Annotated in this window: 27 protein-coding genes and 2 pseudogenes; 13 read left to right on the top strand and 16 right to left on the bottom strand. The window is 60.9% G+C overall.

The window, feature by feature from the left end:
• Window positions 1–35 precede the first annotated feature (35 nt).
• On the top strand, window positions 36–1,658 hold the full coding sequence (locus tag PSC72_RS08130; protein ID WP_274325380.1) for a glycerol-3-phosphate dehydrogenase/oxidase: 1,623 nt from the start codon (window positions 36–38) through the stop codon (window positions 1,656–1,658).
• Window positions 1,659–1,704: 46 nt separating this feature from the next.
• Here PSC72_RS08130 and PSC72_RS08125 read toward each other — a convergent pair.
• The 5 genes and pseudogenes from PSC72_RS08125 to PSC72_RS08110 form a co-directional block, all read right to left on the bottom strand.
• Window positions 1,705–2,235 (bottom strand): annotated as a pseudogene (locus PSC72_RS08125) (DUF309 domain-containing protein); the annotation flags it as partial.
• A 139-nt stretch (window positions 2,236–2,374) separates the two neighbouring features.
• Window positions 2,375–2,752, bottom strand: a complete 378-nt coding sequence (locus PSC72_RS08120; protein WP_274325379.1) for a carboxymuconolactone decarboxylase family protein — start codon at window positions 2,750–2,752, stop codon at window positions 2,375–2,377.
• Between the two features lie 21 nt (window positions 2,753–2,773).
• Window positions 2,774–2,980, bottom strand: a pseudogene (locus PSC72_RS25590) (carboxymuconolactone decarboxylase family protein); the annotation flags it as partial.
• 368 nt (window positions 2,981–3,348) lie between these two features.
• Window positions 3,349–3,708 (bottom strand): DUF488 domain-containing protein, encoded by a 360-nt coding sequence (locus PSC72_RS08115; protein WP_274325378.1) that lies wholly within the window; start codon window positions 3,706–3,708, stop codon window positions 3,349–3,351.
• Window positions 3,709–3,788: 80 nt separating this feature from the next.
• Window positions 3,789–4,781: a hypothetical protein gene (locus tag PSC72_RS08110; RefSeq protein ID WP_274325377.1), complete on the bottom strand. Its 993-nt coding sequence runs from the start codon at window positions 4,779–4,781 to the stop codon at window positions 3,789–3,791.
• Window positions 4,782–5,054: 273 nt separating this feature from the next.
• Between PSC72_RS08110 and PSC72_RS08105 the strand changes: the two genes are divergently transcribed.
• Entirely contained in the window at window positions 5,055–5,804 is a 750-nt protein-coding gene (locus PSC72_RS08105) for an FAD-binding protein (RefSeq protein ID WP_274325376.1), read from the top strand.
• Between the two features lie 21 nt (window positions 5,805–5,825).
• On the opposite strand, the gene PSC72_RS08100 is transcribed toward PSC72_RS08105, so the two are convergent.
• From PSC72_RS08100 to PSC72_RS08090, 3 genes are all read right to left on the bottom strand, one after another.
• On the bottom strand, window positions 5,826–6,143 hold the full coding sequence (locus PSC72_RS08100; RefSeq protein ID WP_274325375.1) for a CGCGG family putative rSAM-modified RiPP protein: 318 nt from the start codon (window positions 6,141–6,143) through the stop codon (window positions 5,826–5,828).
• 161 nt (window positions 6,144–6,304) lie between these two features.
• The gene (locus PSC72_RS08095; RefSeq protein WP_274325374.1) at window positions 6,305–6,688 is read right to left on the bottom strand and encodes a hypothetical protein; all 384 of its coding nucleotides are present in this window, start codon (window positions 6,686–6,688) and stop codon (window positions 6,305–6,307) included.
• A gap of 45 nt (window positions 6,689–6,733) precedes the next feature.
• Window positions 6,734–6,898: a hypothetical protein gene (locus PSC72_RS08090; protein ID WP_274325373.1), complete on the bottom strand. Its 165-nt coding sequence runs from the start codon at window positions 6,896–6,898 to the stop codon at window positions 6,734–6,736.
• Window positions 6,899–7,347: 449 nt separating this feature from the next.
• Between PSC72_RS08090 and PSC72_RS08085 the strand changes: the two genes are divergently transcribed.
• Complete coding sequence (locus tag PSC72_RS08085) at window positions 7,348–7,500, top strand: DUF7837 family putative zinc-binding protein (protein ID WP_274325372.1); 153 nt, start codon at window positions 7,348–7,350, stop codon at window positions 7,498–7,500.
• A gap of 151 nt (window positions 7,501–7,651) precedes the next feature.
• On the opposite strand, the gene PSC72_RS08080 is transcribed toward PSC72_RS08085, so the two are convergent.
• Window positions 7,652–8,161, bottom strand: a complete 510-nt coding sequence (locus PSC72_RS08080; RefSeq protein ID WP_274325371.1) for a hemerythrin domain-containing protein — start codon at window positions 8,159–8,161, stop codon at window positions 7,652–7,654.
• A 511-nt stretch (window positions 8,162–8,672) separates the two neighbouring features.
• Here PSC72_RS08080 and PSC72_RS08075 point away from each other — a divergent pair.
• The 4 genes from PSC72_RS08075 to PSC72_RS08060 all read left to right on the top strand — a co-directional run bounded on the left by PSC72_RS08075 (window position 8,673) and on the right by PSC72_RS08060 (window position 13,613).
• A complete protein-coding gene (locus PSC72_RS08075; protein WP_274325370.1) occupies window positions 8,673–8,951 on the top strand; it encodes a hypothetical protein in 279 nt (92 codons plus the stop codon).
• Window positions 8,952–8,959: 8 nt separating this feature from the next.
• The gene (sufB, locus tag PSC72_RS08070; RefSeq protein ID WP_274325369.1) at window positions 8,960–10,384 is read left to right on the top strand and encodes a Fe-S cluster assembly protein SufB; all 1,425 of its coding nucleotides are present in this window, start codon (window positions 8,960–8,962) and stop codon (window positions 10,382–10,384) included.
• A 287-nt stretch (window positions 10,385–10,671) separates the two neighbouring features.
• Window positions 10,672–12,033 (top strand): NAD-dependent succinate-semialdehyde dehydrogenase, encoded by a 1,362-nt coding sequence (locus tag PSC72_RS08065; protein WP_274325368.1) that lies wholly within the window; start codon window positions 10,672–10,674, stop codon window positions 12,031–12,033.
• Window positions 12,033–13,613: an acetolactate synthase large subunit gene (locus tag PSC72_RS08060; protein WP_274325367.1), complete on the top strand. Its 1,581-nt coding sequence runs from the start codon at window positions 12,033–12,035 to the stop codon at window positions 13,611–13,613. Before PSC72_RS08065 ends, PSC72_RS08060 begins: the two co-directional genes overlap by 1 nt.
• A 72-nt stretch (window positions 13,614–13,685) precedes the next feature.
• On the opposite strand, the gene PSC72_RS08055 is transcribed toward PSC72_RS08060, so the two are convergent.
• Window positions 13,686–15,530: a multicopper oxidase family protein gene (locus PSC72_RS08055; protein WP_274325366.1), complete on the bottom strand. Its 1,845-nt coding sequence runs from the start codon at window positions 15,528–15,530 to the stop codon at window positions 13,686–13,688.
• A gap of 176 nt (window positions 15,531–15,706) precedes the next feature.
• Here PSC72_RS08055 and PSC72_RS08050 point away from each other — a divergent pair, with 176 nt between their 5' ends.
• Window positions 15,707–17,071, top strand: coding sequence for a hypothetical protein (locus tag PSC72_RS08050; protein WP_382261454.1), 1,365 nt, complete (start codon window positions 15,707–15,709; stop codon window positions 17,069–17,071).
• A gap of 148 nt (window positions 17,072–17,219) precedes the next feature.
• On the opposite strand, the gene PSC72_RS08045 is transcribed toward PSC72_RS08050, so the two are convergent.
• From PSC72_RS08045 to PSC72_RS08030, 4 genes are all read right to left on the bottom strand, one after another.
• A complete protein-coding gene (locus tag PSC72_RS08045; RefSeq protein WP_274325364.1) occupies window positions 17,220–17,555 on the bottom strand; it encodes a hypothetical protein in 336 nt (111 codons plus the stop codon).
• Window positions 17,556–17,960: 405 nt separating this feature from the next.
• Complete coding sequence (locus PSC72_RS08040; RefSeq protein WP_274325363.1) at window positions 17,961–18,806, bottom strand: hypothetical protein; 846 nt, start codon at window positions 18,804–18,806, stop codon at window positions 17,961–17,963.
• A 96-nt stretch (window positions 18,807–18,902) separates the two neighbouring features.
• The gene (locus PSC72_RS08035; RefSeq protein WP_274325362.1) at window positions 18,903–19,214 is read right to left on the bottom strand and encodes a CGCGG family putative rSAM-modified RiPP protein; all 312 of its coding nucleotides are present in this window, start codon (window positions 19,212–19,214) and stop codon (window positions 18,903–18,905) included.
• A gap of 6 nt (window positions 19,215–19,220) precedes the next feature.
• The gene (locus tag PSC72_RS08030) at window positions 19,221–19,679 is read right to left on the bottom strand and encodes a hypothetical protein (RefSeq protein ID WP_274325361.1); all 459 of its coding nucleotides are present in this window, start codon (window positions 19,677–19,679) and stop codon (window positions 19,221–19,223) included.
• Window positions 19,680–19,784: 105 nt separating this feature from the next.
• On the opposite strand from PSC72_RS08030, the gene PSC72_RS08025 reads away from it, so the two are divergent.
• The 3 genes from PSC72_RS08025 to PSC72_RS08015 all read left to right on the top strand — a co-directional run bounded on the left by PSC72_RS08025 (window position 19,785) and on the right by PSC72_RS08015 (window position 22,434).
• Window positions 19,785–20,801 (top strand): hypothetical protein, encoded by a 1,017-nt coding sequence (locus PSC72_RS08025; RefSeq protein WP_274325360.1) that lies wholly within the window; start codon window positions 19,785–19,787, stop codon window positions 20,799–20,801.
• Window positions 20,794–21,078 carry a sulfurtransferase TusA family protein gene (locus PSC72_RS08020; RefSeq protein ID WP_328518182.1) on the top strand — a complete coding sequence of 95 codons (285 nt, stop codon included), beginning with the start codon at window positions 20,794–20,796 and terminating at the stop codon, window positions 21,076–21,078. Before PSC72_RS08025 ends, PSC72_RS08020 begins: the two co-directional genes overlap by 8 nt.
• Before the next feature lie 1,005 nt (window positions 21,079–22,083).
• On the top strand, window positions 22,084–22,434 hold the full coding sequence (locus tag PSC72_RS08015; protein ID WP_274325359.1) for a cupin domain-containing protein: 351 nt from the start codon (window positions 22,084–22,086) through the stop codon (window positions 22,432–22,434).
• A gap of 49 nt (window positions 22,435–22,483) precedes the next feature.
• On the opposite strand, the gene PSC72_RS08010 is transcribed toward PSC72_RS08015, so the two are convergent.
• Complete coding sequence (locus PSC72_RS08010; RefSeq protein WP_274325358.1) at window positions 22,484–23,482, bottom strand: transposase; 999 nt, start codon at window positions 23,480–23,482, stop codon at window positions 22,484–22,486.
• Window positions 23,483–23,762: 280 nt separating this feature from the next.
• On the opposite strand from PSC72_RS08010, the gene PSC72_RS08005 reads away from it, so the two are divergent.
• Window positions 23,763–23,912: a hypothetical protein gene (locus tag PSC72_RS08005; protein WP_274325357.1), complete on the top strand. Its 150-nt coding sequence runs from the start codon at window positions 23,763–23,765 to the stop codon at window positions 23,910–23,912.
• A gap of 100 nt (window positions 23,913–24,012) precedes the next feature.
• A complete protein-coding gene (locus tag PSC72_RS08000; RefSeq protein ID WP_274325356.1) occupies window positions 24,013–24,888 on the top strand; it encodes a trans-sulfuration enzyme family protein in 876 nt (291 codons plus the stop codon).
• A gap of 8 nt (window positions 24,889–24,896) precedes the next feature.
• Here the strand turns inward: PSC72_RS08000 and PSC72_RS07995 are convergent, their stop codons facing one another.
• Window positions 24,897–25,895 carry a transposase gene (locus tag PSC72_RS07995; protein WP_274321708.1) on the bottom strand — a complete coding sequence of 333 codons (999 nt, stop codon included), beginning with the start codon at window positions 25,893–25,895 and terminating at the stop codon, window positions 24,897–24,899.
• Between the last annotated feature and the right edge of the window lie 23 nt (window positions 25,896–25,918).

The following is a 25,918-nucleotide window of genomic DNA, read 5'->3' as shown; positions in this document are numbered from 1 at the left end:
GAACGCCCACGACCGTCGCCCGCGGACGATAATCCATGTCGGACCGAGTCTCATCGACTGACCGCGCGAAGACACTCGACCGGGTCCGGGAGGCCGAATACGACGTGGCCGTCGTCGGCGGCGGGGTCGCGGGGGCGGGCGTCGCGCGGGACGCCGCCATGCGGGGCTTGGACGTCGTACTGGTCGAGGCGAGCGATTTCGGGTCCGGGACGACTGCGTACTCGACGCGCCTCGTCCACGGCGGACTGCGATACCTCAAACAGTACGACTTCGGACTCGTCTTCGAGAGTCCGCGGGAGCGAGAGACGCTCGCCGAGATCGCCCCGCACCTCGTCGACCCGCTGCGGTTCCTCATCCCCCAGTACGACGAGTCCTGGTCGTACCGGTTCAAACTCCGCCTCGGGATGGCCCTCTACGACGCCCTCTCGTACGGGAAGACGGTGCCCAACCACGAACGACTCTCGCGCTCCCGGCTCCGTGATACGGAACCCGCCCTGCCCGAGACGGGCCTCCAGGGCGGGTTCGCCTACTACGACCGGCAGGCCGAATTCGTCGAACGCCTCTGTCTGGAGACGGTCATGGACGCCGACGCGAACGGAGCCGACGTCCTGAACCACGCGTCGGCTGAATCGGTCGAGACAGACGGCGACTCCGTTGCCGGTCTCACCGTCGAAGATGGTCTCACCGAGGAGACGTTCGACATCGAAAGCTCGGCCGTCGTCAACGCGGCCGGGCCGTGGGCCGAGGAGGTAGCCGCCGGTCTCCCCGACGACACCTTCGTCCGCCCGGCGAAGGGGATCCACGTCGTCGTTCCGCGGCTGACCGACGACGCCGTCACACTGCCGACGACCGACGGGCGGGTGGTCTTCGTCGTCCCCTGGAACGGGAAGTCACTCGTCGGGACGACCGACACCGACTACGACGGCGACCCCCGCGAGGCCCACGCGACCGCCTCTGACGTCGAGTACCTCCTCGACGAGGTCGGTCGGTTCTTCCCCGGCCTCAACGAGAGCGACGTCCTGTACGCGTATGCCGGCGTCCGCCCGCTGTACGACACCGGGGGTGCATCCGATTCGGCCGCAGTTTCCCGTGACCACGAGGTCGTCGAACACGGCTACCCCTACGCGGGGCTGTTCTCGCTCGTCGGAGCCAAGATAACGCCGTACCGCGCTGCCGCCGAGGACGCGACCGACGCGGTCACGGAGTACCTGGGCGTCGACTCGTCCTGCCGAACCGCCGAGGAACCGCTCCCCGGCGGTCGCGGTGAACCGTCTCTGGAGGGCGAGCTCCCGACGGCGACGGCCGACCACCTCGCGTCACTGTACGGTAGCCGGGCGACGGTGATCGAACGACGCGCCGCGGCGGACCCTCGACTCGCCGAACCGCTCTGTGAACACACCGACGATATCCTCGCTCAGGTCACCGTCGCCGTCGAGGAAGAGTACGCTCGCCGCCTGACCGACGTGCTGTTCATGCGCTGTACAGTCGGGTTCGAGCCCTGCGAGGGACGGGATGCGGTGGAGACGGTCGCGGACCACATGGCGACGCTACTCGGTTGGGACGAAACGCGAACGCGGGAAGAGATCGACCGATACGAGACGGTTATCGATCGCCGTCACGTGTTCGAGGATGACTACGGGACACGCATCTCGATGTGAATCGGATTTCGGTCCGTCTCGGCGCCAGTGACAGCGGTCCACCCCAATCGTGGACCGATTCGACGAACTCGCGGTCGACCCGTCTCGTGGCCGGATACGCGCCGTCGAGTCGGATCCGGCCGTCTTGGAGCGCCGTCGGGTCGTCCAACGCGTCGCGCAGGAGTTTGCGAACCGCGAAAACATCGACGCCGTAGAAGTCGGCGGGGACGCCCCGGAGATACGTCAGCGATGTCTCGAAGAGGCGAGCCATCCCGTCGTCGTCGCCGGACTGCGTCCGGCTGCCCGAGGCGCTACGCGCCTCGCTGTTCTCGAAGTAGAAGTGCTTGTATGCGCCGGCGGCCAGTTGCACCATCCCGTGGAGAAACTTGCTCTCGACCGTTCCGCTCCCGTAGTTGTACCACTCGTGTTCGAAGCAATCCGCCGATTCGTGGTGCTCCTCGCCGTTGTAGAGGCGAACACCGTGGACGACGGCTCGACGGAGCGTCGGATGCTCCCACTGCCCCGTCCCGCCGAGCCATCCCGAGGGGTCGCCGGAATCCGGTGATGCCACGCCATCGACTTGAGTGTGGCTCATCACCTATCACTGGGAGCGAGAGCGCAAAAGGCCTCTCCGGCAAGGTGTCCGGCCTCTACATTATCAGGTCGACCACAACCCCGCGGCAGACGGGACAGTCCGTCACTTCGGGAGGCGAACGGCCAGTGACGATATCGGGCGGTCAGTCGTCAGTGTCTTCCATTTCGTCGAGTGCGATGGCCGCGTGAGCGTACGCCCCACCGGCTTGCATTTCGACGGCGACCCAGACCGCTTCCATCAGTTCCGCGTCAGTGGCTCCCGCGTCCCGAGCGTGGTCCGCCCGATCGGCGATACAGGACTCGCACTGGAGCGCGTGAGCGACGGTGACTGCCAGCAGTCGCTTCGTCCGTTCCGACAGGGCGCCGTCGTCGAAGATTCGTTCGGTGAACGTCCGGAACGCGTCCGAGGTGTCGGGCGCCATCGTCGCACGGTCTTCCGCCGACAGCTCCTCGAAGGCGTGGTCCGTCTGTGTGTGGGTGCTGTCGGCACGGAGCGCCGCTGCGACCCAGATCGCCTCCATTACCTCCTCGCGAGTGGCTCCCACGTCTTGGGCGTTCCCCGCGTGGCCGCGAATACAGTAGGGACACTGAGTCACATGCGCCGTGGCAACCGCCATCAACTGCTTCGTCTTTTCCGATAGCGCACCCTCGGCGAACACCGCTCCGCTGAACTCCCAGAATGCGGCATCGACGTCCGGCGCGAGCGACGCCCGTTCTCGATGCGTTTCACGGGTCGTAGATGGGAACATCCGGTCGGTCATGACTGGTAACGACAAGGGGTGGGTTCCCGATATACGTTGTCGGCAATATATTCTCACCTCGAAAACCGTTCGAGCGATATTTTACCGATCTGGGAAGGCAAGCTGATGGTAATATCCTCGAACGATCCGCGGACCATGATCAGAGAACGACTGGAATCGGACCTGGACGAGGCCGTAGAGGCCGATATCCGGTCCGGCGTGTTTTGCGCCGAGATGAGGTGTGGCGAACGCGAACAGGAGTCCCTATCTCAGCATCCGAAACTTCGGTTTCCCTACCTGAGGCGCGTGTCGGACCCGAGCGCGCACTGTCAACGACTCCGAAAGGAGTACCACGAAGCGATGGCTCAGTAAGCGCGTCACCCCTCGTCCAAGCGGTCGACGAGATAGTCGGCGAGGACGACGGCGTTGTTGTGTTCCTCGTCCGTGGCGGCGTAGAGGAGGGTGAGCGTCCCCGTTCGGGCGTACTCGAGCAGTTCCTGAACCCGTTCGGATCGGTCGTCGAGTTCGTTGCGGTATCGCTCCCTGAACTCGTCCCATCGGCCCGGGTCATGTTCGAACCACTCCCGGAGCTCGTCACTCGGTGCGACATCCTTCATCCAGTCGTCCAGCTGAGCCTTCTCCTTCGAGACCCCACGTGGCCACAACCGGTCGACGAGAACGCGGGTGCCGTCCGCGGGATCGGGGTCATCGTAGACGCGTTTGGTGTGGACCGACATCGTTCTGTCATCGGTTGGAACTGGCGAGCGAAAAAGGTGGTTCGAGGACCGTCCCGACGACTGACGAACGCGAACGCCTCTTAGCGGGACTCCCTCGTCAAACCCGGTCGCTCGTCGTCCCGAAAGACGTAGAGATCGAGCGGCGTCCCCTTTACGAACGGGGGATCAGGTGACGAGTTGCCCGTCTGTCCGGCGGCGGAGAGATACCCGTCCAATCGGCCCGTAACGACCGGTGGGGACTCCCCCGTCCAGTCGTCTGGGATAACTCCGATGAGTTCCAGCGTATCCATTCGCGCCAGGTGACGGGCCGACTCCAGATGGTCGTTGGCGAGGACCCAGCCGCCGGGACGCAGGTTCGCGTCCACGACAGCCTCCTCGACCAGCCCGGCGTTTCGGAACACGATGACGTCGGCGCCCGTCGCTAGCTCGTGCCCAGTTGCGTCGGCGCCGACAGCCTCGTACCCGGCACGGGCCAGATCGTCCATCGCAGCCTCGTCGACGTCGACGTAAACCACTCGGCTCTCCGGAAACGCCGCGGACGGACTCACGTCGTGTCCCGACCCGGGATGATAGACGACGTCGGGAGCGAGGTCGAAGTGATCGCCAACGGCGCGGTACTGAGCTACCCTGTCCGCGTAGGTCACGGGTGTAGAACCGTCGTTCATCGACACGAGATGGGCAGGACACAGGTCCGGCGGCAGCAGATACCGCGCCTCACCCGTCTCTGAATCGACCCCGTAGCCCGCCGCGTGGACCTGACGGGCCACCTCCCGCACCGGTTTCGTCGCCACGATGACCGCGAACCAGTCGGGATGGTCCTGCCTTCGCGCCTGCTCGACGTAAGAAGCTTCCACCTCGCGGGCTTCGTAATACAGTTCCTTGACCTTGGCCGCGAGTGCGGCCGCCGGCGACGTGTCGGTCTCGGAAGCGTATCCGTCGCGGTCCGCGAGGTACTCCCGGACCTCGGCCGGCACCGTCTCGGACTCGTACGGCCACCCGTCGACGAGCCGGTGGTACGCGTCCAGCGCCTCCCGCAACCGGTCGGCCGTCGCCTTGAGGTTCTCAGCTGTCACGACCATGGCCCTCGATGGACGAACGTTCGGTAGCCGGAACGTTCACTCGTTCGGTCTCCGCGCGTCTCGATCATGCGCGTCCCATCGGGTGGCGGTCGCCATCCGCGGAAACCGGTGCCGATCACCCCCATTCGGGCTGGTCCCCCAAGCGTAGAGTACGGTGGCGGCGACTACCACGGGGTTCGCGCATCGATTCTTCCGACCGGGACTGAGGCCGGGCGAACGAATCGATTCGCCGGGAGTACTTTCGACCTCTGGAACGGTGTTCCAGCCGTGACAGACTACGATGCAGTCGTCATCGGTGGTGGCGTCGCTGGACGAACAGCGGGTAGTTTCATCGCTCGGGCCGGTCTCGACACGGCGGTCTTCGACGGCGGGGACTCGCTGTTGCGGCGGAACGCACACCTCGAAAACTTCCCGGGGTTCCCGGTCGGCGTGAACCCTCGGTTGCTGCTAGATCTCATGCGAGATCAGGCCGAAGGGGCGGGGTGCGACTGGCACGACCTCGAGATCGCGGACGTCGACCGGCACCCGGACGACGGGTTCGTCGTGAAACCCGACGGCGAGGACCGGTGGATCCACCGTGCCGACCGCCTCGTCGTCGCGACGCCCGGGCGGACGGACTACCTGAGCGAACTCCCGGTCGAGACGTACGCGGAAGACGGGAGCACGTTCATCGACGCGAGTCCCGCGGGGCGAACGGACCTCGACGGACTCTACACGGCGGGCCGGCTGGCCGGGAAGCCACTGCAGGCCGCCGTCGCCGCCGGCCACGGCGCCGAGGTCGCTCTCTCGGTGCTCGAGGACGCCGACGTGCCGTTTGCGTTCGACTGGAGCGTCCCGGACGGCTACTTCACCGACCGTGGTCGCGACGTCCCGCCCGGCGTCGAGGAGGTCTCCGCCGAGCAGCGCCGGGAGCGGGAACGACGGTCGCTGGAAGTAATGGCGGGGCACTTTGCTGACCCACACCCCGACGATCCGGACCCGCACCCGGAACTCCGGTCAGACGGGGACGGCGAGTAGTGGCCCACCGGTGGGCGGCGGTCAGACGGGGACACGGAGTATGTGACCGCCGCAGTTACACTGGCAAATATACTCGCAGTCGATTTCGCCGTTGAACTCCGCTTCGAGAACCGGGGTGAGGTACTCGGACGGGTGACCGTGTTCCTCGTGTGTGACGAGCTGGACGTGAGTCCCTTCGACGGTGTTTCGGACGGCTTTGACGGCTTGTTCGACCACCAGACCCCGGTCAGCAGCGTGTTCCGGCGCTTCGAGGTCCGCCGCCCAGGCGCTCTCGTGGGTTCGGTCGGTGACGGGTTCGGTGCCCTCGTCGCCGTCGTGGGTGTGAGAGATGTTCGACATCCGTACCCGACAGTAGCACTTCAAGCAACAAATACTCCCAAACGTTTCCTGCAAGCCGGGAATGGGACGACGCGGTGGTCCCGCAGTGACTGTGGTACTGGTTCGTCGCTTTGACCGGACGCATTCGGAGGTGGATCGGGACCCGATGGACTCGATCGGTATCAGGCCGTAACCGCATCGACCCTGTCGGCGAGAGACGCCCAGTCATCTTCGGGGACGGCCTCACACGTCCACTCGAGTACCGTCTCGAACACCTCGTCGGGCATGGTCTGCTCGTAGACGCCGAGCATGTGTTCCCGCCGGTCCTGGTCGATCCGCGCCATCATGAACTTCGTCGTCTCCTCGGTCAGTTCGTCGGGCGTGACCTCCCCGGCTTTCCCAGCGATATCGGCCTGCTCGCCAACCGGGAGTTCTTTCGCGAGCAACGGGAGCAGGAGCTCGTCCACCTTCCTCGAGTGGGCGTACAGCAACGCCTTGATCGACGCCATCGTCTCTATCAGATCGGCCTTCGAGACCGACTCGTCCCCGTCTTCGACGGCGTCCAACTGCTCGTCGAACGTCCCGAAGTACTCCTCGGCTTGCTCGTGGTCTCACTCGTAGATCTCCGAAGCGTCCTCGCGGAGTTCGTCAGCTGCCAGGTACAGTCCGGCGTCCTCGATATCGTCGTGAATTCCCATGTGGGTCTCGAAGAAGTCGAACCGATCCCGGAGTTGTGCGACCGCATCCGGATCGGTGGATTCGAGGTCGGTCGTCAACTGCTGGAGTTCGTCTAGTTCGGTTCTGATCGCGTGACGTACGTAAATGACTGTAGCGGGCCGGAGACTCGTCCCGTACGCGGGAAGTATCGACGGAAAAATAGGACAAAGGCTATGACAGGCACACTGTGTGGGTTACTCTTCGATCTCATACCGACAAATCTCGGTATTCCCACACTCGGGACACTGATCCGTCGCGGGATCGACTGGGGCACCGCACTGTCGGCACTCGACCACCACCACCACTGTCCCGTTACCGGGCAGTAGGCGAGCAAAGGCTCCCCGAATACCCATGCTACGGGCTACCACTGGCAGATGTAAAATAATGATTGACTGGCCACAGGCAGTGAAAACCGTGGTTACACAGAGCTAATCCGCCGAAAATTTACTTGTGAGGGTGGCGTATTTTTAATTGGAAGGGTTGTCACACGCTCCCCTTCCCCTTTGGTATGAACAGTGACGCGTCGGAGCTTGGGCGGTGTCCGGAGTGCGGCGAACGGATTCCTGAGACGTGGCTGTTGATCCAGTACGAGACGAGCGACGGTAAAACACGTATTTGGGCCGAGTGCCCGGCCTGCGAGACAGTCGTGAGTCCAGAGTGAAACGAATGGTTCTGCCCATATATCGAAACTCACGCTCTGTTGAACATCTGTATTGAGCGATTCGAGAGATCAGAAGGTGGGTGCGTTAACCGTTCTATGACTCCCTGTACCCGTAAGTAACTGTGAATTCTATTCACGGTTCGGAACCGAGTTACGCGACGATCTCTTCGGGAGAGGGCCGGACGTTGTCGTCGTATTCAGTGAGCGTAAGCCCCTGTTCGTGGGCTTCGTCGATGCTCTCCTGGATGTCCTCGAATACCTCGTCGTCCGCCTTCTCAAGGTAGACGATGAGGCCCTCGCAGTCACTGACGTGAACCATGATGTCCGGGATGGCCCGCAGCGCTTCCTGCTTTTCCTCCTCAGTCAACTCGTCCTGTGCGGTCAGTTCGGCCAGCGTCCGGGCGGCCTCGATGGCCTCGTCGTGTTCCGCGACTAGTTCCTTGACCTTCTCCTCGCCGAAGAAGGGGATCAGCGCCGGGTACAGCGAGTCCTCCTCGTACTGGAAGTGGGGGCCAGCGTCGCCGTTGACCTCGTGGACCAGTTCCTCGGCGCGGTCGAGGTCACCCTCATCGATAGCGTCGGACAGCTCCAGCAGGTTGTCCCTGGTTTGGTAGTGCTCTTCGGAAAACGTCTCGATAACGCGGTCTCTTACGTCGCTCATTGCGGGCCTTTCTACGGCCGACACGTGGATTACCGTTCGGATCGATGAAATTTTTCTCGGTATCTACAACACCCGAATCCCCGCTCTGCCACCCGAAATCCACATATTATCCCCCGATATCAGGCATCGAATTATATGTCTGTTCCCCCTCTCCGAAGCGGTGTCGTTTGTCTCCGGATGAGGCAATATCGGCCGCATATTTCGGTATTTTCGAAGGAATCGGGTGGGTTCGATCTGGGCCATCGGTGAATTGAGAGCGGTTGCACGATTGACCGCACCTAGTCATTCGGTCATCCGGATGATGTCTTTCAAATTCCACATACTACAGTGGCTACACCCACACGATTTCGATCGTTGATACGATTCTACTACCGAGGTCCATCACTTCGACCCACCGTCGCTTTTCGACATGACGGTGTGACCCCACTGACTGGAGGAACGCCCTCCAATGATAGTTCTCGCTAATATATCCGCCACGTGGTTCTTGGACATACGCATTCGATCAACTGACATGGCAGAATCAGCAGCAATCCCCGACGGGTGGGAACGAACCCTCGAACGGTCCGACTTCGACTCACGCATGGACCGCGAATACACGACGTTCAACTTCGTTCACGCGTCCACTGGGCAGAAAGTAATAATCAACAACGTACAGGAGCCAAACGGCTTCGAGGGATGGGGCTATCTGGTTCACGTTACCGGCCCGGAATTCGGTGAACTCGGTCTCGTCGAGGACCTCTCGACTGCCCAGGAGGTCGCACACGAGTTCATGGAAGACCATCCGAACTAACCACCAGTATGAGCCACGAACACCTCGAAACGACCGAAACGGGGACGGACTTCGATTTCAAAAACGACGTGCTGGCCGCGTTCAAGTCCCAGACTGGGCTGACCGAGAATACCGTTCGTCTCATCTCAGCGGAGAAGGACGAACCCGAATGGATGCTCGAACGGCGTCTGAGTGCGCTTGAGCAGTTCAAGCAGATGCCGATGCCGGATGACTGGCCGGGGCAACCTGATCTCTCCGAGATAGATCTCGACGAGATTGTCCCGTATCTACGGCCGGACCTCGAGACCGAAGACAGCGTCGACTCGTGGGACGATCTGCCCGAAGACATCCAGGACACCTTCGACAGACTCGGGATTCCAGACGCGGAAAAGAAGGCCCTCTCCGGGGCGGGCGCCCAGTACGAGTCCGAAGTCGTCTACCAGAACATGAAAGGCCGGCTCGAGGACAAGGGCGTCATCTTCTGTGACACGGACGAGGCAGTCCAGGAGTATCCCGACCTCGTCCGCGAGCACTTCATGACGGAGTGCGTCCCACCGAGCGATAACAAGTTCGCGGCGCTGCACGGCGCGGTCTGGTCGGGCGGTTCGTTCGTCTACGTTCCCGAGGGCGTCACCGTCGAGATGCCGTTGCAGGCGTACTTCCGGATGAACGCCGAGGGGATGGGTCAGTTCGAGCACAAGATCATCATCGCGGAACCCGACTCCGAGGTGCATCTCATCGAGGGCTGTTCGGCACCGCATTACGGCAGCCACAACCTCCACAGCGGCTGCGTCGAGGTGTTCGTCAAGGAGGGCGCTCACGTCCAGTACTCGACGGTACAGAACTGGTCGAAGAACACCTACAACCTGAACACGAAACGGGCCATCGTCGAGGCCGACGGCACGATGGAGTGGGTATCGGGGTCGATGGGCTCGAAAGCGACGATGCTGTACCCCGCGTCAATACTCAAGGGTCCGGGAGCGACGGACAACCACGTCACTATCGCCATGGCCGGGGAGGGGCAGAACATCGACACTGGCGCGAAGGTGTATCACACCGCGCCCGACACCCACTCCACCATCGAATCCAAATCGATCGCGAAGGACGGGGGACGGACGAACTACAGAGGGCTGGTCCACATCACCGACGGCGCGGAGAACTCTTCGACGAGCGTCGAGTGCGATGCGCTGATGTTCGACGCCGAATCCACGTCGGACACGATGCCGTATATGGAAATTCGGGAGGATACTGTCGACGTCGCACACGAGGCAACAGTCGGGAAGATCGGCGACGAAGACATCTTCTACCTCCAGAATCGCGGTCTCGATGCGGAGGACGCGAAGCAGATGATCGTCGCCGGGTTCATCGAGCCACTCACGGAGGAACTCCCCATCGAGTACGCCGTCGAACTCAACCGTCTCATCGAACTCGAGATGGACGGGAGTCTCGGATAGTATCCTCGGTCTATCCCCCGTCGTTCGACGCCTCGGTTGCCGGTGGCTGGCTGCATTTCGACGAGGTCGAATAGCTACCACGCTGTTCGAATCACCCACTGACGACGTACACGAGCAAGTAACGGGCCATCTCGGGGGGAGCCGCGGCTCCCTGCCTTCAGTGTTGACAAAGATTGGAAATGAACCGCCTGACGACTCTCCTGTCACACCTCGTCCGAGTTAAAACAGCGGACAGGATGTGATTCGTCTGAGTATTCATACGTCTGTGTCGCGAATTACTGGATCCCATGGAAGCGATCGACCCGTCAACGGGTGCTCGGATCGAAACGTACGAGGAACACACCGAGAGCGATGTGACAGAGGCACTCGATCGTGCCACCGAGGCGTTCGACGACTGGCGCGCCCGTTCGATTCGTGACCGCGAGCAGCTGCTCGCGGCCGCCGGCGAGGTCCTCCGTGAGAACAAACGGGAGTACGCCGAGACGATAACCCGGGAGATGGGCAAACCGGTCACGCAGTCGCTCTCGGAGGTCGAGAAGTGCGCCCGGGTGTGTGATCACTACGCCGAACATGCGAGCGCGTATCTCGACTCGGATCCTCATCCGAGTCCGCCCGGCTCGACGGTCAGAACCGAGTACGAGCCGCTCGGGGCTGTCCTTGCGGTGATGCCCTGGAATTTCCCGTTCTGGCAGGTGTTCCGGTTCGCTGCCCCGTATCTCGCGGCCGGGAACGTCGGTCTACTCAAGCACGCCTCGAACGTGCCGGGATGCGCGCTCGCGATCGAAGACGTGTTCCGAGAAGCCGGCTGTCCGGAGGGCGTCTTCCAGTCGCTGCTGATCCCGTCGGACCTCGTCGACGACGTCATCGCCGATGACCGCGTCCGGGCGGCGACGCTGACCGGGAGCGGTCCGGCCGGGCGGTCCGTCGCCGCGACGGCGGGCGACCATCTCAAGAAGACGGTGCTGGAGCTGGGCGGGAGCGACCCGTTCGTCGTGCTGGACGACGCCGACGTGGAGACCGCCGCCGAGACCGGCGCGTGGGCGCGCAACCTCAACGGCGGTCAGTCGTGTATCGCCGCGAAGCGCTTCGTCGTTCACACGGACGTGTACGACGACTTCCTCGACGCCTTCGTCGATGAGATTGACTCGCTCGCGGTCGGCGACCCGATGGACGAGGAGACCGAGGTCGGCCCCCAGGCCCGGGAGGACCTCATGGTGGAGCTACACGAACAGGTCGCGGAGAGCGTCGACGCCGGGGCGACCATCGTGACCGGCGGTGAACCGCTCGACCGTGAGGGGATCTTCTACCCGCCCACGGTTCTGACCGACGTTCCCGAGGGGTGTCCCGCCGACAGCGAGGAGACGTTCGGTCCCGTCGCTACGGTGTACGAGGTCGCCGACGAGGACGAGGCAGTCGACAAAGCCAACGACACGAACTTCGGGCTCGGGGCGAGCGTCTGGACCGAGGACCGCGACCGCGGTGAGCGGGTCGCCGGTCGCATTGACGCCGGCTGTGTCTACGTCAATCAGCTGGTGAAGTCGGACCCGCGGGTCCCGTTCGGCGGCGTCAAGGACTCCGGCTACGGACGCGAGCTCTCCGAGGTCGGGATCACGGAGTTCGTCAACCGCAAGACAGTGTGGGTGGAGTGATGAAGGCCTCGGACCTGCTGGTCGCCTGCCTCGAACGCGAGGGCGTCGACCACGTGTTCGGCGTCCCCGGCGAGGAACTGGAGGACCTGCTGTTCTCCATCCGGGACTCCGAAGTGCAGTTTATCCCGGTGCGCCACGAGCAGGGAGCGGCGTTCATGGCCGACGTCCACGGCCGCCTGACGGGTGATGCGGGCGTCTGTCTCGGGACGCTCGGCCCAGGCGCGACGAATCTCCTGACGGGTGTCGCCGACGCCCATCTCGACAAGAGTCCGCTAGTCGCGATAACCGGGCAGGGCGGGCTCGAACGCCTCCACCAGGAGAGCCACCAGGCTATCGACGTGCTGCGGACGTTCGAACCGGTGACCAAGTGGAACACGCAGCTCGACAGCCCTGACATCGTCCACGAGTCCGTCCGGAAGGCGTTCAAGGTCGCCGAGTACGAGAAACCCGGCGCGACCCATCTGGAGCTCCCCGAGGACGTCGCCGCCGAGGAGACCGAGATGCGGCCGCTCGAACCCCGGGGACGGGTCCCGTTCGCGGCACCGAATCCGGATACGCTCGCTCAGGTTCAGGAACTCCTCCGAACGGCGGAGCGACCGGTCGTGATCGCGGGCAACGGGGCGGTCCGCACGCAGGCCGCGACCCAGCTCCGGGAGTTCGTTTCGGAGACCGGCATCCCGGTCGTCTCGACGTACATGGGGAAGGGTGCGGTCTCGGACGCCGACGAGCAGTCGCTGATGACGCTCGGGTCCGGGGCGGACGGCGAAGCCTCGCGAGCCATCTCGCGAGCAGACCTCGTCATCACCGTCGGCTACGACATCGCCGAACACGACCCGGCCGACTGGAACGACGGGACGGCACCGCTCGTCCACGTCGACAGCGAGCCCGCGGAAGTGTACGAAGCGTACGAACCCGATCTCGAGGTGATCGCGGACAGCGGTCGGACGCTTCGGAACCTCACCGACTGGTACCAGTCGACCGGGACGACCTTCGAGACGGAGTGGTTCACCGACCTCAGAGAGCGGATCGTCGCCGACATCGACCGGTCCCCGCGGGATACGGCCCCGTTCACCCTCGACGGTGTGCTCCCGGTGCTGCGCGAGGCAATGGCGCCCGAGGACGTGCTCGTGTCCGACGTCGGGAACCACAAGATGGCGATCGCACAGAACTTCCCGACCTACGAGCCCAACACCTGCATCATCTCGAACGGGCTCGCATCGATGGGTATCGCGGTTCCGGGCGGGCTCGCGGCTGACCTGGCGGTCGATGCGAACGTCGTCGCGGCGACTGGCGACGGCGGATTCCTGATGAACGCCGCCGAGATCGAGACGGCGACCCGCTCGGGCTGTGACTACACCATCATCGTATTCAACGACGACGATTACGGACTCATCTCGAAGAAACAGCGCGACCACACGGGAGAGTCGTTCGGAACTGGACTGACCAATCCAGACCTCGTAGCCTTCGCCGAGAGCTTCGGTATCGACGGTTACCGGCCCGAATCGAGAGCCGAGCTTGAGGAAGTGCTAGCGTCCGCGGTCGGCGGTGATATGGCACTTGTCGAGGTCCCCGTCAAATAAACTACCCTCGCCGCGAACGGTGTGGCTCCGGCACTGAGGGCTAAATATTCTCAACCCAGCCCGAATGCCGATTTACTGTCGCTCACCGGTGTCATCGCTTTCGTCATCTGCCAGCACCCTGAACGTGCGCATCATGTCGTGGTCTTCGTGCTCTATCATGTGACAGTGCCACATATAGTCGCCCGTCTGGTCGTTGAATAACCCCTCGAATTCTCCGAAATGAGCGATTACGTGAACGACTTCACCCGGGTCGACGGTGACCACGTCGTTCCAGCCGAGTTCGTATGGCTCAGGTGTCTCGAGCCCAGCCGGGTCGATATCGTCCTTGTTCGGATCATAGTCGCCAGTCGACTGTCGTCCCAGAACTTGGAAATGTACAAGGTGGAGATGTACCGGGTGGGACATTCCGGTGAGATTGGTAAGGCTCCAGATCTCGGTATCACCGAGTGTCGGTTTCTCGGTGACCGGATCGGTGAGCCTGAGACCGGTTGGCTCTTTCTCGGTGCCGAGCAGGTAGAGCGGTCTCCCATAGTCGTCGGCCTGTACAGCGAGTGTGAGGTACCGTTCGGTGTCGACCGAATCGACGGGAATCTCCGGTACCTCTGTCAGCCTGCTAGGGATCTGACTGGTGTCCCGTTCAATTGCCGAATCACTCACGTCGAAGAGCATGACCTCGGAAAGCGGTTCCGAGTCATCCTGTCCGGCATCGACTGCACCACGATACATCGCCGGTGCGTTGTTGTGGAGGAGTAACGTCTCTCCAGCGTAATCCGTGAAATCGACGACGACATCGGCCCGCTGGCTCGACCCGATTTCGAGCCGCTCGTCAACTGTAACCGGTTCCGAGAGGAAGCCGCCATCGTTTCCTATCTGGACGAACGGAGGACCCTCGCCGTCAGTTTCGCCGGACTGTTCGTCGTACGAGAGTACCTCGAGATTGTAAAAGCGGCTATTGGCGCCGTTGAGAATCCGGAATCGGTACTTTCTGGGGTCGACCGACAATCGGGGCCACGCCTTCCCGTTGACAACCGACGTATCGCCGTAGAACTGTGGAACGATGCTTCGCTCGGGATAGGAACCGTCACCGTCATCCTGCTCGTCCGGGACGGCCGTCGGATAGTACAACGACCCGTCTTCGTTGAACGTTCGATCCTGGAGTACGAGCGGAACCTCGTACTCGTCTGCCGGCAGATCGAGATCTCGTTCGTGTTCGCTCCGGAGGAGATAGAAGCCCGCAAGTCCGGCGTAGACGTTCAACCGTGTGATTCCGAGTGAGTGGTCGTGATACCAGAGGGTCGCTGGCGGCTGATCGTTCACGTAGTAGTAGTCTTTCTTTTCGAACGCTGGCCCTGTCTCTTGGAAATCCCGGGTGAACCACGCCTGGGGGTCGCCGTCACTCGCAGCTTCGATATTTCCGCCATGGAGGTGTGTCACGACCCGCGTCCCCGGTGAATCGTACGGCACGATGTCACTGTGGATAGTCGGATCCTCCGGCAGGAGGTGGTCGTCGGGAAGGTCGTTCTGCCACTGGACGTAGATCGGTTCCCCCTGTTCGGCCTCGATCGTCGGACCGGGAAACTGACCGCCGTATCCCCAGACGGTCGTCGCCGGGAGGTCACGGTGGACCTTTTGCTCGACTTCCCGCATTTCGATCTCGTAACGGGGGTGCCCGTTTTTCGTCCCAGTCGGTTCAACAACTCCCGGGCGGGGGACCTCGTCGACCCACTTTTCGAGGTCGGGAGTCGATTGATCAGTCTCGGTCGCCTGTGTCAGCGTCTCCGTTCTCTCCTCGGTAGCTGGTGCGGCTGGTACACTAGTCGCACAGCCTGCGAGAGCCGATGTGCCGGTAATCCCAGCTGCTACGAGAAAGTCACGTCGTGAGAAATCGGTCTCCGGCAAGTCGAATCTATCACTCATTATAGATCGTCAGTAGGTGACCAATGGGTGTACGGGGACGGGGGAATCGATTCGGGGGGCAAGTGTACGTATCCCTGACTTCAGCAGTGAATTCTCAGTATAATGACCGCGCCCCGTGTTTCGAGGGAATATATTCGGAACGGCAGTCAGGAGGGGCGCCGCCCTAGCTGTCCACCATGGGTGCAATCCCGGGAAACATCGAGACGGACCAGCAGCCCCCGATGACGCTCCCGTTACGACACTTCGTCGTCGGCCTCGGATTTCTCCTCGGCGGAACTCTCGTCGGGATCGGGATTGTCGTCAATGCTATTCCCGGGCTCGGAACGCTGGCGCACGTCCATCTGCTGTTGGCGGGGTGGATCTGCATCACGATCATGGGCGCGATGACCCAGTTCGTTCCGGTCTGGTCGGGCGCCACTCTCCACTCTCGCAGACTCGCGAGCGCACAGCTAACCCTCGTCGTCGTCGGGCTGGTCGGGTTCGTGACTGGTCTCGTACTCAACTCACTCGTCTGGCTCGTTCCGTTCGGAGGACTCATGCTCGCCGGCTTCTGGACGTTCGTATACAACATCGGGCGAACACTACTCTCTCTCGACTCCTACGACGTGACCGAGCGTCACTTCCTGCTCTCGTTGGGGTTTTTCGCCGTACTCACAGTACTGGGATTTCTCCTCGCGCTCGATTTCACACGGCCGGTGTTCGCAACTATCGGTGTTAACCGGCCGAACGTCGTCGCGATGCACGCGACGTTCGCTGTCTTCGGAGCGATCCTGACGACCGTCTACGGCGCTCTCTATCAACTCGGAACGATGTTCACCCAGACCGAACTCCACGGCATCGACGAGTATCTGCGGCCGATCGAGGAGGTCGGGCATCCCCTCGGCGTCGTCCTGCTGGCGACCGGAAGGCTCCTGGAGACAGTACTCGTCGCTCGAGTCGGTGCCGTACTCGTACTGGCGGCGGCACTCGCGTTCAGCGCGATACTCGGGCGGAAACTCTACGAAATGCAAGTGGCCTGGACACCGATGCATACGCGGTATGCGATCGTCGTCCCTGGATTGGCCTCATGGGCACTCCTTACAGTACCGGCGTGGCTACCGTCTCCGACTGCACCGGACCATCTCTTCGGAGCGACAGGTGCAGTCCATCTACTCGTCCTCGGCGCTATCGGATTCGTCGTCTTCGGAACCCTCTATCATATCATCCCGTTCATCATCTGGGTCCACCGGTACAGCGACCTCCTCGGGTTAGAGGACGTCCCGATGATCGACGACCTCTACGACGACAGGATCGCGAAGGCGGACGCGACGATGCTGGTGATCGGGACCCTCGTACTCGTCGCGGCCGACTGGTTCGAACTCCCATCGATTCTCCAGATAATCGGTGGCGTGCTCGTGAGTCTCGGAATCCTCGTTTTCACTGCGAACATGCTGTTCGTCATCCGCGACCACAGCCCGCACACCCTGAGTCGGATTCTCCTGGGTTCGCTCGACCCAAGACGGGAATCAACGACACCAGGAGACCAGCCTGTCAAAGAGTGACCACTCGTGAGTCCAACCACGGTGTGTCCGACTTCGTCGGCGAAAGCAGTCGTTAGAACGACCGGAGCGCTGGCCCCGTTGATCGTGTCTGCCGTGAGATCTCATCGCTGGGAACCGTTCGAGGGTCGAACGAAATATCGGTCTCGTTCTAGACGGGTTTCGAGAGCCTCGTCCGCCGTTCAGGAACGTGGAGAGCGTCCGGATCGACACCGAAAAACTCACCACTGTCGGGGTCGGTCACGCGACCGAGCGTCAGCCAATCGGTCGTCCCCTCTGTTCCACACGTGATGCACCGGCCAGCAAATCGAGCGTCGATATCGGGCGGATAGACCCCGATCTCGACGAACCCCTCAGCGAGAAAGTCCGTTATTTCACAGTCGCAGAACTCAGATCTAGCCAGGGGCCAGAGGTTGCTGATCCCGAGTTCTCGACTCCCGTTGACGCTGAGCCACGCACCCCGGTCCAGTTGCCGTACCGTCGTCATCGGACCCTCGTTCGGCACGTAGACGTTAGAAGGCAGCGACTGTATCCGGAACGACTCCCAGGCGGTCGACGGTCGTCTCCTTACCAACGGTGAGGGGGAAGCTGAACGGCCGACCAGAGCGCAATTGACAGGCGTACCTGCGGCCTCTAGATCGGGGTATTGCCGACTTTCAGCGTTCAATGGGACAGATTTCGCCGCCGCGATACCGCTTGATGGGGTCACTCACCGTCTCGGGGCAGATACGTACCGCACTCCGGACACTCCTCGTCGGTGATTGTTACCTCGAGATCACATTCCGGACAGTAATCTCGATAACACACGGGATCGCCCATAGTCCAAGTTGCCAGCCTACCACAATAGATGTTGCCCCAGAAGCCCAGATCTTGATTTCCTGCCGGAATCCTTCTATGGTGCCCGAACCACGATATGGCCTGTCTCGAGTTGTGTCAACTCTGGGATTGTGTCGGTGTGCGGGTCGAAGGCCGTGTACGCGAAAGCCTGCCAGAGGACTCGCTCGGGATAGGGCCGCTGTGATAGATCGACACCCAATTTCGTCGCCAGAGTTGCATCGTCAAGTTCGTCAGCCGTGGTCGGGATTGAGAGAGGGTTCGGAATCTCATCGATCTCGAGATTGAACGACGGAAATAGCCGATACGTCGATCCGGGAGGTGGATGGTGGAGTTCGCGTGGGCCCGGATAGCGGACGACGAGTTCCGGGACGACTGTTGTCGAACCACCATCCCCGTCGCTCGGATCGACGTTTCGTTCACCGAGACGAATGCGACGCCGCTGACCGTTCGAGACACAGTATTCAGTCCCGTCGACGGTCAATCTCACTTCCGAGTCTGAGCAGGTATCGATGGAGAGAGCAGGCGCCGTATACGACTCGACGTGGCTCTTCGTCGTCTCACCGCCGATGGTCCCGCCGACGACCAGCGTCGTGCCATCTCCTTCGTCGGTGACGAGAGGCGGTCCCTCGGTCGGGAGTGCATCGAACCCGGAGAGTTCGTGCGTAGTTGCACAAATGAGGTTCCACTCGCTCGGATTACCAACCGATGGTGGTAGGACCGGGCGCCAGTAAAAGACCCGCGGCGTCCTGTCGAGCTCATACGGGACCACGTCCGGAAAAAAGCGCTCCCCGTGTCCGGCCGGTTCGAGCCCCGGATGTTCGAGCTTCAATTCGAGATACGGAATTTGCCGGACAAGGGGGTCCGACACCATATTGGACGAGATATATCTCCATTCGGTCATCTCTGAGGTCCCTTCGCGGACATCTTTCCGTCCATCAGGTGCACCTATAGCCCTGACTCGGGAGATCCCCGCCCCCGAACTGTTCGAATTTCCCCCTCATTTGTCTCGGTGATGGACCGCAACGCGCGTGACATAACCACCACAGGAACACCGACCCTCGTCCGAGAGGTCGACCGACCGGTCCACAGATACCACGTTCTCGTACAGGTACGACGAGGGATGGCCGTGTCGTTCGTGTGTGACGAGGTCGACGAACCGACCGGCACGGGTCTGTTCGACTGCGTCCACAGCCTCTGCGACGGTCAACACTTGGTCTGCGGCGTGTTCGTCCGCTTCGAGGTCGGCGACCCACGGTTCGTCATGTTCTCGCCTCGTAACCGGTTCGCGGTCGGCGTACGTGTTGGTCATCGACGGTCAGTCACCTCTTGTCTCGACAGCACGGTTCTTGGTCGCTCCGTCCACCGGTTCGGCGGTCACTTCCAGCAGCGACCCGACCGCGTCAAGTTCCGTCCGCCGCTGTCGTTCGATCATCGCGGTGCCAAGAGTTGCTCCGAGACTGGTTGTCGGTGGTTCGAACGATGTTTCTATCGTGAGCCGACTGCCCGCAGATATCTGATCGACTCGATATCGGGTAGCCATCGCCTCGAACGGTCCCGAGGTCTGTTCGTACGCGAGGGTAGCTGTTTCGTCGTCTCGAAGCCTAATAGCCAACTCGACTTGCATCACGGTGGCTCGTTTCCTCAGTTTGAGTCGATCACCATCGCGCTCAACCTCAAACCCGGCAGCATCGAAGAACGCGGTGGGATCCCCGAGCGTCGAACGAATCCGGTCGGCGGGAGCATCGAATATCCGACCGACTGATATTGTTTCCATAAGGGCGGCTTCACGGCGCAGTCCCGAGTGATTTCGGCCGAATATCTCCGCCCTTGAACTTAGTTTCGGCCGGCCTAATTATTCATAGAGGAGAATCCACCCACCATGCCAGAGTCCAGGACTACGACCGCTGCGGAACAGACAGACGCGCTCTTCGATAGATACACACTTCCGAAGATCGCCCTGGCCGTCATATTGGTAGCATCGCTGGTGGGGACGTGGGTCACCACGAGTCTCAACGGGGGCATGGGTGCGGGGTTCACCGTGGTCAAGTGGGCGTATTTCGTCGCACTGGGTGTCCTTACCGGTGGACTCGTCTGGAAACACCTCTTCGTACGTCCGGCGGATCTCGGCGACGACGCTGCCGACTACTGTGCCGAGATGTACGAACGGTTCGACTACATCGCAGTGGGCACAATTGCGACGGTCGCACTTAGCGGCACTGCGGTCATCTGGAACTATTTCGGAGTTCTCGGGCCGTCTCCGGCCGTCCTCGGGTACGCCGTGGTCGTGGGTGCTTTGATCGCGCTCACCGCCGTGACGACATCCCGAAGCGACGCCATCAAACACCAGTTCCGTAGTCCGATCGGGCTAGCCGCGCTGGCACTCGCGCTAGCGGTCGTCGTCGCGACGGCCGTCGCGGAAGTCGCGATGCGTGGCTTTGACCCTGTCGCCGCAGGTGTCCGTATACTCCATCTCCTGACGTTTGCGGTATGGATCGGCGGCGCGGTGTGGAACATTTTCGTAGCCGTTCCGACAGGCCAGAAGCGACCGACGGTCCGTGTCATTCAAGCAGCGGGTGAGCAACTCGAGCGGTTTCGGTGGGCAGTTCGGTTCATCATCCCGACGCTGTTCCTGACTGGTCTCTATCAAGCGGTGGACAGCCTCGGAACAAACGGTTCGTCGTATCTCGGAAGTACCGTCGGAGTGGCTGTCCTCGCGAAGGTCGGATTCATCGGTCTGTTGGTGGTCATCTTCAAGCTCTGCCCGATGTGGCGGGCCTGTTCCCCCATCGAAGGCGTCTGCGAACTCGATGATCTTGGCGGAGAAGATTCCGGTGAGAGCGCAGCGGAAAACGGAGAACCGATCAGCGACCCCGCAGAGGTGACGAGCGATGACTGACGCTGCGATACCGGACACAGCCCCCGATGTGGAACCGGACATGACTGTCGATAACCGCGGCCGCGGTTGTGCGAGCGGGATCGCCCGGGTACAGCGGGCGCTCGAGGACCTATCGGACGGGTCTGTACTGGTCGTACAGAGTACCGACAGACGAGCCAAACGGGAATACCCGCAACTAGCGGAACAGACGTCACACAAACTGCTCGCTATCGAGAGCGAACGCGGCCGCCTCCTTCGCAAGGAGTACACGACCTACTTGGAGATTCATCATCAATAAGCTTCCAGCGGAACAGTTATCGCGAAGATCTTCGGAAGTTGTTGAAAGTTTCCAGGAGAGTAGGACACGTTCAGGAAGTCATAGAACAGTTCACAAAGTGGTTCTCAGAGGTGGAGGCGAACTAGCTTCTCGGTACGGTTCGGAATTGATCGGTATTGCTACTTTCAACGGCGAATCTCACAAAGCTTCGAAAGGATTGTCCAGTGGGAATCACGTTGTATAGTCATCAGAAAGTGTCCAGAGTAGACTCTGGATCGTTTTTCCGAGAAAATATCCGACCAAACCACCCAGAAGGCCGCCTTCGGCCCCTTGGAGTACAAGTCCAGCGATTGCACAGATGAACCCGAGTCCAGGCCCAAGATGAGTAGTTACAGATGACAGTACTTGCACACCTATTTCAAAGTCATGCACGATAGAGTATATTCGTCCGAATCGTTTCGGTTCAATCACCTCGGGACATCAGAAACTGTCGAATCACTCATATCACTGCCACTAACTGAATGGTTTCGAGAACCTGTCTGAAAGCCGCTGTGTGGAACGTCAAACCCGCTCCCAAACTCTAGAGATAGCCCATTGGCATGGAATCTTTTTTCAGATCCGTACTCCCGAACTCAAATTAGATTCGTTTGCTGGCAGAGGTCCCGATTGAGATCGTACCGAGTACGAAGAAACCGACGCTGAAGATCCCGAGTAACACACCAACCAACACCCCTTCCAGTCCCGTTACCGTCAGTCCTAACATGCATACTACAGCGAGAAGGAGCGCTATCGCTCCACTGACGAGCTGTTGTCGTTCGGTGATGCTGATTGGGGCATACGTGTGTGCCATACTCACGCATTCGTTCTCGATCAGGGTACCAGTCCTCCCGAACATAGTCGCTCAGCGCGGTGGTGTCAGTTCTACGGTAGGGTGTCATAGAATGGTTGCTATACCCAACCTGCGAACGCTCGACGGTTATTCCGAGCGAAGGACTTACTGTTAGAAGATTTCTATTCTCTATTACGATGGACGACAGGATTTTCACCGCAACAGAAGCTGTCGAATTTTCCGACGATACAGCAACGAGTACGAAAGTAGCTGAGACTGATGACTCTGCGGTCTTCGTGTGGGGGATCAAACCTGGCCAAGAGGTCACACCACACGTTCATCCTGATGGTCAAGACACGTGGGTGATGATGCAGGGAACACTGACCTACTACCTTGGAGATGAGACATCCGAGCAAATCGAAGCCGGCCAAGTAGACGTCGCTCCGCAGGAGGTCGTCCACGGCGGCGTAAACGAGGGGAATGAAGACGTTATTTTCGTCTCTATCCACTCCGGCCCGGATATCGGATACGAGGAAGTGCCTCGGTAACTATCCTCTCGTGTCCGGTTCTACCACAGAACGTATCATCGAATCCGTCTCATAGCTTGAGCTTCTCACGACCAGGGTCGTCGCCCTGCTCAAAGTTGGTGATTGCAACGACAATCCGGAGACACAGCGCAAGGAACACTTGTGTTCGTGCGTGAACGCGGCCTCGGGCGCGGACATGCCCGAGGCCACAGTCCTTGACCGCATTGTTAGTTCGTTCGACTCCAGTCCGGCGGTTGTACGTCTCGTCTAAGACGGATTGCTTGAGTTGAACGTCATCGCCGTGTTCTTCGATACGGTCTTCGACCCTGTACTCGATATCGAGCGGATCGTCAGTGTTTCGTGGGTTGTACGGGGCGACTGGCACGACCCCTGCGGCCAGCAGTCGGTCGTGCCAGTCGAGCATATCGTAGGCGCTGTCACCAACCATCCAGGTTGGCGTATCGACGGCGAGCGCGTCACGTGTGACGCGAATCGCCGTCTCTTGGGATGCCTGTTTGGCCTGTGTGAACTCCGCCGCGATCGGGATCTTTGACCCGGTTGAGACGATCGTACAACCGAAGCCATAGTAGGGCTCTTCAGCTGTTGGGTCGTAGTTCCACGACGCCGCATCGTTGTACTGGATCGCTTCGATGTGAGTCGAGTCGATGGAGTACGTCGAGTCAAGCAGGCCGCGGGTGGCGGCCTGCTTGACGAGCCGGGCGAAGACATCGTCGATGACGTGTTCGAGGTCAGTAAGAAAACGGTCAACCGTGTCTCTAGATGGCGGTTTGTCGAGTCCGCAGTAGTACCAGACGAGCGTGGACTGGAGTTCTCGCGTGACCGGGCGTGTACCGTAGACGTCCTCGTAGTAGCAGTGCAGGAAGCCACGAAAGAGATTTGGTGGCTCGTAAACTCGTGTTCGCCCCCACGAAGCGGGGGCGAATACGTCGTACTCCAGCAGAAATTCGAATTCAAGATGCTCGAACAGCGCCACCGTCTCAGTAGCCGCGACATTCAAGAACTCATCGACTGAAGCTACGTCTTGCAGGGCTGCGGTTATGTTGGACACACTTTCCGCACCCTGCTACCTCGTACGTGGCACTTTCTATGACACGCTCGTTCTACGGACCTAATTCGGCCTTCAACACCCAGTATTCGATGCTACCCCCAGAATCCATCTGTTCGAGAGAGCCGAGCGAGTTCGGACGCACGCCCATCGACGTAGTCCACAGCTCTGAGCCGTCCGTACCGGGAATACCGCTCCCGAGACGACAGCGAGGACGACGAACTTTCCGATCAAGATGTTTAATGACACTCTCACATGACTGAACCTCGAGATTCGCTACAAGATGGCCCGGTACCGGTACGCCGTCGAGCAACCGGAAGCCGACGACACGACCGACGCCGATGTCAAACGCGTGCCGTACGCCGAGTCCACGCCGACGACGCCCTTCCGTCTCCAGATCTGTACGATCACGATCGGCTCATTCCGTACGTAGCCTCCTTGATCCCTTTGCAATTTCCACGGGGGTGGCAGTATTTGGTCCGTCCGCCGTCCTCGGTTCGTTTTTAGTGATTGCCGCGGGAAGTTCAATACGAATGATCGATTCGGACTACCACCTCGAGACGATAGCGACCCGCTTCGATGCAACCGGGGAGGGTGAAACCGATGCCGGTGACGTCGTGTCACCGATTCACCTGACCACGACACACGAGATGCACAGCCCGGGGCATTCTGATCACGGGTACAAATACACTCGTTTCGGGAATCCGACGCGTGATGTACTCGAAACTCGACTCGCTCAGCTGTGTGGTGCGGAATTTGCGGTCACGGCTGCATCTGGAACCGCTGCAATGGCAGCCATCTGTCTGTCTGTCATCGACGGAGGCGACCATGTCGTCGCGTTTGACGGCATTTACGGCGGTACACGGGTACTATTCGAGGATCTGTTGGTCGATTCGCTCGATGCTACCGTCGAGTATGTAGACGCAACAGACACGAATGCCGTCGAAGCAGCAGTGACTGACGAAACAGCGCTCATCTGGATGGAATCGCCGACGAACCCGTTGCTCCAGCTCTGTGATCTCTCGGCGATAGCCGAGCTCGCTTCAGCTGTCGATGCGACGTACGTAGTCGATAATACGTTCGCAACCCCGTACTTCCAGCGACCACTTGAACACGGGGCCGATGCCGTCGTCCATAGCACGACGAAGTATTTGAACGGGCATAGCGACTCGATGGGAGGTGCTGTAGTGACCGATAATCAGGCGATTGCCGAAGCAGTAACTCACACACAGGCATACGATCTCGGTGGAACGCTCGCTCCCTTCGACTGTTACCTCACTCTCAGGGGACTCCGGACGTTCCCGCTCCGGATGGATCGACACGAGACCAACGCGGCGGAGATCGCAACATATCTCGACGATCATCCGGCGGTAGTACAGGTCAACTACCCTGGGCTGAGGGTGTCATAGAATCCATCTCATACCGTGATGACGGTGCTTCCCGGATTGTCACCTCGTTCGTAGTTGGTGACGGCGACGACGAGTCGAACGCAGAGCGCAAGGAACACCTGCGCTCGGGCGTGGACGCGGCCTCGGGCGCGTAGCGTCCCGAGGCCGCAGTCCTTGACCGCATCGTTCGTTCGCTCGACCTGACTCCGGCGGTTGTACGTCTCGTCTAGGATCGACTGTTTGAGCTGAATCTCGTCACTGTGTTTCTCGATGCGGTCTTCGACTCTGTACTTGATATTGAGCGGATCGTCGGTGTTTCGCGGGTTGTACGGGGCGATTGGCACGACTCCTGCGGTCAGCAGGAGGTCGTGCCAGTCGAGCGTGTCGTAGGCGCTGTCACCGAGCATCCAGATCGGCTGGGCGACGGCGAGCGCGTCACGGGTGACGCGCATCGCCGTCTCTTCTGCGGCTTGTTTGCTCTCGGTGAACTCGGCTGCAATCGGGATCTTTGCGCCGGTTGAGACGATCGTACAGCCGTAGCCGTAATAGTACTCCTCAGCGGTTGGGTCGTAGTTCTTCGACGCATCTGGGTCGGATGGCATCGCTCGCACGTCCGTCGAATCGATTCGGTAGGTCATGTCGAGCAGGCCGCGGGCGGCGGCCTGCTCGACGAGGTGGTCGAAGACTTCGTCGACGACGTGTTCGAGGTCGGTGAGGAAGCGATCGACCGCGTCTCTTGAGGGCGGTCGATCGAAGCCACAGCTGAGCCAGACGACCGTGTTCTGGAGTTCTCGTGTGACCGGGCGAATGCCGTAGATGTCCTTGTAGTAGCAGTGGAGGAACGCTCGGAAGAGTTCTGGTGGGTGGTGGTCTCGTGTTCGCCCCCGGCGAGCGGGGGCGAACACGTCGAACTCGCTGAAAAAGTCGAACTCAAGATGCTCGAACAACGCGAGCGTCTCGGTAGCCACGACATTGAAGAACTCGTCGATAGAACCCTCTTCTTGCAGGGTGCTGGCGCTCGTAGACACAGTTCCAACACCCTGCGTCCTCG

The organism is Halosimplex aquaticum (genome assembly GCF_028747785.1).
In the GTDB taxonomy this organism is placed as follows: Archaea; Halobacteriota; Halobacteria; order Halobacteriales; family Haloarculaceae; genus Halosimplex; species Halosimplex aquaticum.
The sequence above is the reverse complement of the archived record's forward strand: the minus strand, read 5'-3'. Positions and strand labels throughout refer to the sequence as shown.